The sequence below is a fragment of the Rhodococcus sp. YH1 genome (assembly GCF_009939605.1).
GTDB classification, from domain to species: domain Bacteria; phylum Actinomycetota; class Actinomycetes; order Mycobacteriales; family Mycobacteriaceae; genus Rhodococcus; species Rhodococcus aetherivorans.
This window is the reverse complement of the sequence record NZ_WVTE01000081.1, coordinates 1-9,556: the sequence shown is the minus strand read 5'-3', so window position 1 is coordinate 9,556 and position 9,556 is coordinate 1. Positions and strand designations below refer to the sequence as shown.

8 protein-coding genes and 2 pseudogenes are annotated in these 9,556 nt (G+C 71.9%); 5 read left to right on the top strand and 5 right to left on the bottom strand.

Annotation, left to right across the window (positions count from 1 at the left end):
- The 3 genes and pseudogenes from AIIKEEIJ_RS08175 to AIIKEEIJ_RS08165 all read right to left on the bottom strand — a co-directional run.
- Positions 1–404 (bottom strand): annotated as a pseudogene (locus AIIKEEIJ_RS08175) (carbohydrate ABC transporter permease); the annotation flags it as partial.
- 2 nt (positions 405–406) lie between these two features.
- Positions 407–1,354 carry a carbohydrate ABC transporter permease gene (locus AIIKEEIJ_RS08170; RefSeq protein WP_050035269.1) on the bottom strand — a complete coding sequence of 316 codons (948 nt, stop codon included), beginning with the start codon at positions 1,352–1,354 and terminating at the stop codon, positions 407–409.
- The gene (locus tag AIIKEEIJ_RS08165; RefSeq protein WP_161995395.1) at positions 1,351–2,703 is read right to left on the bottom strand and encodes an extracellular solute-binding protein; all 1,353 of its coding nucleotides are present in this window, start codon (positions 2,701–2,703) and stop codon (positions 1,351–1,353) included. The genes AIIKEEIJ_RS08170 and AIIKEEIJ_RS08165 overlap by 4 nt, the downstream gene beginning before the upstream one ends.
- 102 nt (positions 2,704–2,805) lie before the next feature.
- Between AIIKEEIJ_RS08165 and AIIKEEIJ_RS08160 the strand changes: the two genes are divergently transcribed.
- From AIIKEEIJ_RS08160 to AIIKEEIJ_RS08150, 3 genes and pseudogenes are all read left to right on the top strand, one after another.
- Positions 2,806–3,888, top strand: coding sequence for a LacI family DNA-binding transcriptional regulator (locus AIIKEEIJ_RS08160; protein ID WP_338020920.1), 1,083 nt, complete (start codon positions 2,806–2,808; stop codon positions 3,886–3,888).
- A gap of 16 nt (positions 3,889–3,904) precedes the next feature.
- Positions 3,905–4,861 (top strand): annotated as a pseudogene (locus AIIKEEIJ_RS08155) (glycoside hydrolase family 68 protein); the annotation flags it as partial.
- Positions 4,862–4,938: 77 nt separating this feature from the next.
- Entirely contained in the window at positions 4,939–6,018 is a 1,080-nt protein-coding gene (locus tag AIIKEEIJ_RS08150; RefSeq protein ID WP_006945760.1) for an ABC transporter ATP-binding protein, read from the top strand.
- A gap of 99 nt (positions 6,019–6,117) precedes the next feature.
- Here the strand turns inward: AIIKEEIJ_RS08150 and AIIKEEIJ_RS08145 are convergent, their stop codons facing one another.
- The gene (locus AIIKEEIJ_RS08145; RefSeq protein WP_161995393.1) at positions 6,118–6,549 is read right to left on the bottom strand and encodes a PPOX class F420-dependent oxidoreductase; all 432 of its coding nucleotides are present in this window, start codon (positions 6,547–6,549) and stop codon (positions 6,118–6,120) included.
- A gap of 64 nt (positions 6,550–6,613) precedes the next feature.
- Here AIIKEEIJ_RS08145 and AIIKEEIJ_RS08140 point away from each other — a divergent pair, with 64 nt between their 5' ends.
- Together AIIKEEIJ_RS08140 and AIIKEEIJ_RS08135 are read left to right on the top strand one after the other, a co-directional pair.
- The gene (locus tag AIIKEEIJ_RS08140) at positions 6,614–7,444 is read left to right on the top strand and encodes a precorrin-3B synthase (protein ID WP_161995392.1); all 831 of its coding nucleotides are present in this window, start codon (positions 6,614–6,616) and stop codon (positions 7,442–7,444) included.
- A 77-nt stretch (positions 7,445–7,521) separates the two neighbouring features.
- Positions 7,522–8,988 (top strand): FAD-dependent oxidoreductase, encoded by a 1,467-nt coding sequence (locus tag AIIKEEIJ_RS08135; RefSeq protein WP_161995391.1) that lies wholly within the window; start codon positions 7,522–7,524, stop codon positions 8,986–8,988.
- A 9-nt stretch (positions 8,989–8,997) separates the two neighbouring features.
- Here AIIKEEIJ_RS08135 and AIIKEEIJ_RS08130 read toward each other — a convergent pair.
- Positions 8,998–9,556 (bottom strand): SDR family NAD(P)-dependent oxidoreductase (locus AIIKEEIJ_RS08130; RefSeq protein ID WP_161995390.1); only part of this gene is annotated, 559 nt, incomplete at its 5' end.

The following is a 9,556-nucleotide window of genomic DNA, read 5'->3' as shown; positions in this document are numbered from 1 at the left end:
GTGTTGAGCAGGTTCATCTCGCGCAGCTGGTAGTAGAGCGGCACGATCGTCGCCTCCTTCGGGAGAGTCAACCCCAGCAGCAGGAGCAGGAAGACGACGGTGCCTCCGGGCACGTGCAGCTGCCCGAGCCCGTAACCGGCCATCGCAGCGAACAGCGCTGCGACGGGGACGACGCCGGCGACGAGGATGATGCTCGAGACCATCAGCGGTGTCACCTCCGCGACGCGCCAGGCGTCGAGGAAGTTGTGCCAGTGCGGGTTCGACGGCCACGACAGCCCGAGCGGGACGGTGCCCTGCGGTTGCAGTGCCGCCGACAGCATGCTGAGCAACGGCAGGATCGAGAAGATCATGGTGCCGAGCAGCAGGACGAGTCCGGGAATCCGTTGGCGAGCGGAGGTTTTCATGATCATTTCTCTCTGAAGAAGCGCTGGATCGGCAGGATGACCATCAGGATCAGGCCGGTGAGGACGACAGCGAGGGCGCTGGCGAGACCGACCCGGGATTCGGTGAAGCCGAGTTGATAGATCAGGACGCCGGGCACGGTGGTCGCGTAGCCGGGTCCGCCCTGGGTGGACATGAACACGATGTCGAAGCTGGCGAGGGCGGCGATGATGGTGACGGTGACGCAGACCCCGATCTCGGCCCGCAGGGCTGGAACGGTGACGTATCGGAAGGTGCTGAGGAAGCTGGCGCCGTCGAGCCGGGCGGCCTCGTAGATCGAGATGTCGATCTTCCCGATGCCGGCCATCAGCAGGATGGTGCAGAATCCGAGGCCGAGCCAGGTGCCGATGACGCCGACGGCGGGCAGGGCCCAGTCGAAGTCGCCGAGCCAGGAGCGGGTGAGCCCGCCCAGGCCGACGGCCGAGAGCAGTTGGTTCACGGTGCCGTTGGTCGAGAACATCCACACCCACGCGACCGCCGCGGCCGCGCCGGGAATGATCTGCGGTAGGAACAGCAGGGTGCGGGTGAGGGTTCCGAGGCCGCGTATGCGGATCTCCTGGAGCAGGGCAGCGACGAGAAGGCCGCCGATCACCGGGAGGACGGTGAAGAACAGGATGAGGAAGAACGCGTGCCCGATCGAGGACAGCAGCTGCGGGTCGGTGAGCACGCGGCGGTAGTTGCCGAGCCCCACCCAGCTGCCGACGGAGATGCCGTCCCAGTTGTAGAGGGAGTACCAGAGGGTGCTCAGCAGCGGCCGGAGGACGAAGACGGTGTACACCGCCGCGGCGGGCAGGACGAACAGCCATCCGGTCAGGGCCCGTTTGGCGCGGTGGCCCCGCCCCGGCCGGGTTGCGACGCGATGCGGGAACGCCCGGGTGGGGGATGTCTGGGGGGCGTGTGCGGTGGAGGTCATCTCAGGAGGTCCTGCTCGTATGCGGATTGGACGGCGGCCATCATCTCGCCGGGCGTGGTTCGGCCGGCGACGAGCATCTGGACCTGCGGTAGCCAGGTGCCGGACATGCCGTTGGTGGCGTTCTGGACGAATTGGACCTGGCCGTCGGCGGCGACCAGTATGTCGAAGGCCGCCTGGATCTGGGCGCCCAGCGATCCGGGTGCGGTGGCCGGGACCGGGCCGGTACCGGACGGGGCGAAGCCGGCGTCGACCACGACCTGCCGGCCCGCGTCGGACCGGAGGAAGTCCAGGAAGGCTGCGGCGGCGTTCTTGTCGTCCGACCCCGAGGGTATTGCGAAGTTCGACACCGGGTCGGACATGGCGAGCACGGGTGACCCGGCGGGCGCGGGTGGAAGGGTGAAGCCGACGTTCTCGCCCATCTTGGCCTGTAGGGTCGCGGCATCCCAGTTCCCGGAGACATAGAACAGGGCCTCGCCCGCAGCGAACCGTCCGGCGGCGGCGGTGGCGTCGGTGCCGTTGGTGTCCGCGGGGAAGTAGCCCTTCGCTGCCCAGCCGGCCACCACCGCGGCCGCGTCGACCGCGGCGGGGGTGTCGAGGGTGGCGCCGGGCGCGTTGAAGACCCAGCCGTTGACCGCGTCCGGGCCGAGGGCGTTGTTCAGCATCATCTGGACCAGGAAGGTGACCTGCGCGCTCTTGTTGCCGGCCATGATCGGGATCAGTCCGGCAGTTTTCGCCGACGCCAGGGCCTGCTCGAATTCCGCGACGGTGGTGGGCGGCTCGACCATCCCGATCCGGTTCGCAAGCTCCTTGTTGTAGTAGAGCCCGGTCACCGTGAACCCGCTGGCCATCGTGTACTGCGGGCCGGTGCCGCGGATTCCGTTCGCATCGACCCGGTACATGGCACTCTGCCCCGGCGGAAGCGTGTTCCAGCCGTAGGCGTCGGCCCACGGATCGAGGGCCGTGAGCTGGTGGTTGGCTACCGCGGCGGGCAGCGCGATGATCCGCGCGATGTCCGGCGGATTCTCCGACGCGAGCACCCGGGGGGCGTTGACGGCCTGCACCTCGTCCGGGTCGTAGCGCGGGGTGATGGTCACGTTCGGATGGCGCTCGGTGAACGCCGCGATCAGGGCCTCGTCGATCTTCTTCAACCCCGCACCGTCGTACAGGGTCAACTCGATCGGGTCGGTGCCGAGATCGATGTTCACCGGCACCGGGTCGGTCGGGACGGTCGCGGTGTTACCGCTGCCCGGCGGCGCGCACGCCACCACCACCGTCTGCAGGACCGCGGCGCCTGCGAGGGCGGCGAATCTGCGTGCCCGCCGGGCCGGGGTCGAGTGGTGTGAGTCCATAACTCCTCCGCGTTGAGATGCGCATCACATTTCGGAAGCGCTTCCGAAGCGTATGTCGGAAGCGCTTCCGAAATCAAGGTCGATCGGTCTACCATCGGGCTTGTGTCCAATCGACCTGCAGCGTTGAGCCTCAGCGACGTCGCCCGGGAGGCGGGGGTCTCACTGACGACGGCTTCACGCGCCCTCAACGACTCGTACGGTGTGTCCGCGGCGACGAAGGCGAAGGTACTCGCCACCGCCCGCCGTCTCGACTACGTCGTCTCCCCGGATGCGGTCCGCCTCGCCGGCGGCCCGACACGACGGGTGGCGCTGGCCGTCCCCCACCTCGAGCGCTGGTTCTTCGGCGAGATGGTGAGCGGCATCGAAACGGTGCTCTCCGCGGCCCACTTCGACCTGTTGCTGTACCAGGTCGGCGGCCCCGACGACCGCCACGACTTCTTCACCCGGCTGCCCGCCCGCCGGAAGGTCGACGCCGTCGTGGTGGTCGCATTCCCGGTCGACCAGCACGAGCAGGAACGGCTCGCCCTGATGGGCGTCAGCATCATCGCCGCCGGCGGGCAGAACGCCGACTACCCCTACGTCTGCATCGACGACTATCGTGCCGGCCGCCTGGCCGTCGACCATCTCCTGGAACTGGGCCACCGGCGCATCGCCATGATCGCCGCCCACGACCCGGACCAGCCGGGCTGGCCGGCCCGCCCGGGCCGCTCGGCGGCGTACGTCGACGCCCTGACCGAGGCCGGGATCGCGGTCGATCACGCTCTCATCCGCGACGTCGACTGGGGCGGCCTCCACGCCGCATCGGCGATGGCCGACATTCTCGACGCGGCCCCGGAGCACGCCCCGACGGCGGTGTTCGCGCACAGCGACGAACTCGCCCTCGGCGCGATCAGAACCCTGCGCCGCCGGGGCCTGCGGATACCCGACGACGTCTCCGTGGTCGGGATCGACGATCACCCCCTCGCCGCACTCACCGACCTGACCACGGTGCACCAATCCGTCCGCGAGCAGGGCGAGATCGCCGCCCGCCTGGTCCTCGAAACGCTGAATCCCAGCCCCACCGCGGACGGCGGCGTACCCACCGCCGTCACGGCCCCGGTGACACTCACCGTCCGCGCCAGCACCGGACCGGCGCCGGACCGAAGGCGGCCGACAGCGGCGACCGCAGACGACTCTCCGCGCTGAGAGCACGACGGTCGCGCCCCGATTGCCGAACACCCCAGGAGACCTGATGCGCCTCGCCCTTCCCGACCACTGGGTCTGGGACAGTTGGATGACCGACGACGGCACCGACTACCACCTGTTCTTCCTCCGCGCCTCGCGCGCCCTGCAGGACCGCGAACGCCGCCACTACCGTGCGGCCATCGGACACGCGACCTCGCGGGACGGCGAGCAATGGACCCTGACCGCCGACGCAGTGGCGGCCTCCGACGCCCCGGCGTTCGACGACCTCGCGACCTGGACCGGCTCCGTCGTCCGCGACACCGGCGGACGCTGGAGCATGTTCTACACCGGCGTGAGCCGGGCCGAGAACGGCCTCGTACAACGCATCGGCCGCGCAACCTCCTCGGACCTGGTCACCTGGACCAAGGACCCCGACCTCGTCCTCGAGGCCGACGGCCGCTGGTACGAACGCCTCGGCGAGGGCACCTGGCCGGACGAAGCCTGGCGCGACCCCTACGTCTTCGAACACGCCGGTCGGTGGCACATGCTGATCACCGCCCGCGCCAACTCCGGCGATCCCGAGGGCCGCGCCGTCGTCGGCCACGCCACCAGCAAGGACCTGAGCCACTGGCACATCCACCCCCCACTCTCGACGCCCGCCGGATTCGGCGAGATGGAAGTCCTGCAGGCACACACCGTCAACGGGAAACCGGTCCTGGTGTTCTCCTGCGCGCCCAAGAACACCAGCGTTCACGCCGGGCACCAAGCGGGGACCTGGATCGCCGAAGGACAGTCCCCGCTCGGGCCGTGGAAGATCACCGAGGCGGCGAACATCGACACCGCCGACCTGTACGCGGTGCAGATGCGGCGGACACGGGACGGCAACTGGACGACGTGGGGCTTCGACAACGGCGACGGACCGCAATTCGGCACCATCTCCTCCTCGAGTTACGTGCCGTTCACCGGTACCGACAGTTGGACCACGACGCCCTGACAGCACCGATACCCACACCACTCACCTCACTCGGATCGTCCGGCACGTTCCTGCCGGTGGAGGGACTCTCTTTTCTCATGGCAACCATCACGTACGACCACGCGACCCGACTGTTCCCCGGTTCGGACTGCCCCGCGGTGGACCAACTCGACCTGCACATCGAGGACGGCGAATTCCTCGTCCTGGTCGGCCCGTCCGGCTGCGGTAAGTCGACGTCGCTGCGCATGCTCGCCGGCCTCGAGGACGTCGACGGCGGTCGCATCACCATCGGCGGCCGCGACGTCACGCACGCCGAACCCAAGGAACGCGACATCGCGATGGTGTTCCAGAACTACGCCCTCTACCCGCACATGAGCGTCGCGGAGAACATGGGCTTCGCGCTCAAACTCGCCGGTACCGACAAGTCCGAGATCCGCCGCCGCGTCGCCGAGGCCGCCGACATGCTCGACCTCGGCGCGTATCTGGACCGCAAGCCGAAGGCGTTGTCGGGGGGCCAGCGGCAGCGAGTTGCCATGGGCCGCGCCATCGTCCGCCAGCCTCAGGTGTTCCTCATGGACGAGCCGCTGTCGAATCTCGACGCGAAGCTGCGGGTGCAGACCCGGACGCAGATCGCCCAGTTGCAGCGCCACCTGGGCACGACCACCGTCTACGTCACGCACGACCAGGTCGAGGCGATGACGATGGGCGACCGGGTCGCCGTCCTCCGAGGCGGGGTGCTGCAGCAGTGCGCGTCACCGCGCGAGCTCTACCACCGGCCCGCGAACGTCTTCGTCGCCGGATTCATGGGTTCACCGTCGATGAACCTGTTCACCGTGCCCGTCACCGACGGCGGAATCCGCTTCGGCGGGCAGGTGATTCCGGTGCCGCGGGACACCCTGGCGGCCGCCGGCCGGGAGGTTGTCTTCGGGATCCGGCCCGAGCACGTCGAGATCGCCGACTCCGGCGGACTGAAACTCGAGGTCGACGTGGTCGAAGAACTCGGCTCGGAAGCGTTCATCTTCGGACGCACTCAGGTGGGCGGACGGCACGAGCCAATGGTGGCCAGGGTCCACTGGCGAAATCCACCGGAGAAAGGCCAGGTCGTGCACGTCCGCATCGACCCGTCGCACGCCCACGTCTTCGCCACCACCCCCGGCGGCGCCCGGCTACCGCACTAGCAGCACAGCTGTCGAGGGCTTCGTGCCTCGCACCCCGGACCGCCGGCATCGGATGTGCGCCGACGCGCTCTCAGCTGTGCGGCATCGCTGCGCTCCCCGTCACCCGCCGTGCCCGGGGGCCGGGGTGCCCGTCTCCGGAGCGGTGGCGCCCGCGTCGACGGCGCAGGCGATGCCGACGGTGCCGGCGCGGCCGCGGCGCAGCACGCTGCCCTTGACCGTGAGCCACCCGAGGATCCCGTATCTGCGGCTGATCACGGCCCGCGCCCGCTCGGTGCCGGCGGCATCGAGCACGGTAGCGGTGCCGGGGACCGCGTCGCTGCGCGGGTTGCCGCGCACGTCGCACACCGCGAGGGTGATCCGCGGATCGCGGCGCAGCCGCTTGACCTTGTAGGAGTCGGTGACGGTCCACACCAGCAGCCGGTCGGCGTCGGCGGCCGCCCACACCGCGGTCGGCACCGGGGTGCCGTCCTTGCGGAACGTGGTCAGCAGCACGTACTTCGCGGCGGCGAGGTCGGCGAAGGTCGGGGTCATGGGGCACACCCTACGGAAAACCGCGCCGCCGGCGCGCCGACCGGCGCCGTCTAGCCTGGAGGGCATGCCGCATGCCCATGATCCCGCCGTGGCCGACCTGGTCGAGGTGCCCCTCCCGGGGGGCCGGCTGACCGCGGCGCAGCTGCAGGTCCTCGCCGAACTCGCCCACGAGCACGCCGGGGGCACCCTCGTCCTCACCGCCGGCGGCCTCGGGATGCGCGGGGACCGCACCGCGCTCACCGCGCGGCTGACCGGTCACGGCTTCGACCTGCCCGGCGAGCACCGGCACCGCCTGCTCGTCTCGCCGCTGTCCGGTCGCATCGGCGGGCACGTGGACGTGTGGGAGACGCTGGCCGGGGTGCAGGACCGCCTCGACGGGATCGTACCGGACCGCGAGATCGTCGTCGGGATCGACGACGGCACCGGCGACATCGCGGCCCTGGCCCCCGAGGTGGGGGCGTTGGCGTTGCCCGACGGGCGGTGGGCGCTGCTGCTCGACGGCACCGACTCGGGGGTGCGTCTGCCCCCCGGCGACGTCGTCGAGGCGCTGGTCGCGGCGGCGCAGCGGCCCCGCCGCGCCGGCGTCGCCGCGACCCTCGCGGCCCTGGGTCTGGAGCCGTCGGAGCCGGCGGCGCCGCACCCGCCGGCCCCGGCCCGGCCCGTGGGATGGCTCGACCAGCCCGACGGGGCGGTCACCCTCGGCGGCGGTCTGCCCGGGGCGGTGCTGCCGGCGCGGATGGCGGAGTTCCTCGCGGCCGTGGACCGCCCCCTGGTGGTGACGCCGTGGCCGGTGCTGTTGCTGTGCGACCTCGACGAGTGGGCCGCCGAACAGGTGGTGCGGGTGCTCGCCCCGATGGGGCTGATCTTCGACGCCGACTCCCCCGCCCTGCGCTGATCCGCGCCGCGGCCGCCGCATTCCGGGGTCGCCGCATTCCGGGGTCGCGCGGTCCGGGCGCGGCCTACCGTGAGGTCATGACCATCGGTGCCGGTTCCGAGTCCGACGTGTTCGATGTCATCGTCCTCGGCGGCGGGCCCGCCGGGGAGAATGCCGCCGACTATGCGATCGCCGGCAGCGACCGCACCGCGGTGCTGGTGGAACACGAACTGGTCGGCGGCGAATGCTCCTACTGGGCGTGCATGCCGAGCAAGGCGCTGCTGCGACCGGGGCAGGTGCTCGGCGCGGCCCGGCACATGCCCGGCGTCGCCGCCAAGGTCGCCGCGCACGGCGTCGACGTCGCCGACGTCCTCGCCCGCCGCGACGCGTTCACCAGCGGCCGCGACGACGCCGCGCAGGTCGAGTGGGCCCGCGGCGCCGGGATCGACGTCGTGCGCGGGCACGGCCGGCTGAGCGGGCCGTGCGAGGTCACCGTGGACGGCCCGCAGCCGCGCCGGCTGCGGGCACGGCACGCGGTGGTGGTGGCCACCGGCACCACCGCCGCCGTCCCCGACCTGCCCGGGCTGCGCGCCGCCCGGCCGTGGACGTCGCGGGACGCGACGAACCTGCAGCAGGTGCCGCGGCGCGCCGCGATCGTCGGCGGCGGCGTCGTCGCCTGCGAGGTCGCCACGTGGCTGCGCGAGCTGGGCACCGAGGACCTGACGATGCTGGTGCGCGGGGAGCGGCTGCTCGCCCGCACCGAACCGTTCGCCGGCGACGCGGTCGCCGCGGCGCTGCGCGAGCACGGCGTGCGGCTGCGGTTCGGCACCACGGTGGCGGAGGTGGCCCGCCCGGACGTCGCGGACACCGGCGTGGGGCGCCTCCACGGCGGCCCGGTGCGGCTGCGTCTCGACGACGGCGGCGACCTCGAGGTCGACGAGCTGATCGTCGCGACCGGACGCCGGCCCGCCACCGCCGACCTCGGTCTCGACGCGGTCGGGGTGGCCGGGGACGGCCCGCTGCGCACCGACGACCACATGACCGTCGCCGGGACGGACGGACGCTGGCTCTACGCCGTCGGCGACGTCACCGGCCGGACGGCGCTGACGCACATGGGCAAGTACCAGGGCCGGGTGTGCGGCGACGTGATCGCCGCCCGCGCCGAGGGCCGCGACCTCGACGCGCCGCGCTACCGGGCGAGCGCCGACCACGGGCAGGTGCCGCAGGTGGTGTTCACCGTCCCGGAGGTCGCGTCGGTGGGCCGCACCGCCGCCGGCGCCCGCGCCGACGGCCTCGACGTCGAGGTGCTCGAGGTCGACATCGCCGTGGCCGGATCCGCTTTGGCCCGGGACGATTTCACCGGCCGCGCCGCCCTCGTCGTCGACCGCGCGACCGACACCGCGGTGGGGGCGACGTTCGTGGGCACCGACGTGGCCGAGCTGCTGCATGCGGCCACCGTCGCGGTGGTCGGGGCGGTGCCGCTCAAGACGCTGTGGCATGCGGTACCGGCATATCCGACGGTCGGCGAGGTGTGGTTGCGGCTGCTCGAGTCGCGCCACCGCTGACCGCGCCGGTCAGCGCGGCAGCCGCCGCCAGATCGGGCGCGGCAGCAGCCGCATCCCGAAGAACACCGGCCGCAGCACCGCCGGCACCCACACCTCGCCGCGGCCGCGGTGCAACGCCCGCACCGCCGCATCGGCGACCCGGTCCGGGGTGCTCGACAGCGGCGCGGGGCTCATGCCCTCGGTCATCCGGCCGATCACGAACCCGGGCCGCACCAGCAGCAGGGACACGCCGCTGCCGTGCAGCGCGTCGGCCAGGCCGGCGGCGAATCCGTCGAGGCCGGCCTTCGCGGAGCCGTACACGTAGTTCGCCCGGCGCACCCGCACCCCCGCCACCGACGAGAACACCACGATCCGGCCCGAACCCTGGGCGCGCAGCTGCGCCGCGAGGTGCGTGAGCAGCGCCACGTGGGCGACGTAGTCGGTGTGCACGATCGCGACGGCGTGGGCGGCGTCGTGTTCGGCGCGGCGCTGGTCGCCGAGGATGCCGAACGCGAGGACCGCGACGTCGATCGGGCCGTACAGGGCCCGGATGTCGGCGAGAACCTGCTCGTGGGTGTCGAGCCGGTCG